This is a genomic window from Anoxybacillus ayderensis, assembly GCF_013761015.1.
In the GTDB taxonomy this organism is placed as follows: domain Bacteria; phylum Bacillota; class Bacilli; order Bacillales; family Anoxybacillaceae; genus Anoxybacillus; species Anoxybacillus ayderensis.
In genome coordinates this window covers 1-1,045 of the sequence record NZ_JACDUV010000019.1, presented here as the reverse complement: position 1 = coordinate 1,045, position 1,045 = coordinate 1, and the positions used below count along the sequence as shown (strand labels likewise).

The following is a 1,045-nucleotide window of genomic DNA, read 5'->3' as shown; positions in this document are numbered from 1 at the left end:
AGCCCTGTAGTCGAAACTTCGTTCCCTCCTGAGTGGATCCTGAGTACGGCGGGACACGAGGAATCCCGTCGGAAGCAGGGAGGACCATCTCCCAAGGCTAAATACTCCCTAGTGACCGATAGTGAACCAGTACCGTGAGGGAAAGGTGAAAAGCACCCCGGGAGGGGAGTGAAAGAGAACCTGAAACCGTGTGCCTACAAGTAGTCAGAGCCCGTTTATGGGTGATGGCGTGCCTTTTGTAGAATGAACCGGCGAGTTACGATCTCGTGCGAGGTTAAGTCGAAAAGACGGAGCCGTAGCGAAAGCGAGTCTGAATAGGGCGTATAGTACGAGGTCGTAGACCCGAAACCAGGTGATCTACCCATGTCCAGGGTGAAGGTAGGGTAATACCTACTGGAGGCCCGAACCCACGCACGTTGAAAAGTGCGGGGATGAGGTGTGGGTAGGGGTGAAATGCCAATCGAACTTGGAGATAGCTGGTTCTCCCCGAAATAGCTTTAGGGCTAGCCTCGAGTGAAGAGTCTTGGAGGTAGAGCACTGATTGGGCTAGGGGCCCTCATCGGGTTACCGAACTCAGTCAAACTCCGAATGCCAATGACTTATACTCGGGAGTCAGACTACGAGTGATAAGATCCGTGGTCAAGAGGGAAACAGCCCAGATCACCAGCTAAGGTCCCAAAGTATACGTTAAGTGGAAAAGGATGTGGAGTTGCTTAGACAACCAGGATGTTGGCTTAGAAGCAGCCACCATTTAAAGAGTGCGTAATAGCTCACTGGTCGAGTGACTCTGCGCCGAAAATGTACCGGGGCTAAACGTATCACCGAAGCTGTGGGACGACTTGCGTCGTCGGTAGGGGAGCGTTCTAAGGGCGTCGAAGCTAGACCGGAAGGACTAGTGGAGCGCTTAGAAGTGAGAATGCCGGTGTGAGTAGCGAAAACAGAGGTGAGAATCCTCTGCACCGAAAGCCTAAGGTTTCCTGAGGAAGGCTCGTCCGCTCAGGGTTAGTCGGGACCTAAGCCGAGGCCGAAAGGCGTAGGCGATGGA

Annotated in this window: 1 rRNA gene; it reads left to right on the top strand. The window is 53.6% G+C overall.

Annotated features, from left to right (window positions below):
- Positions 1-1,045: ribosomal RNA gene (locus HNR63_RS13770) — 23S ribosomal RNA — on the top strand; the annotation flags it as partial.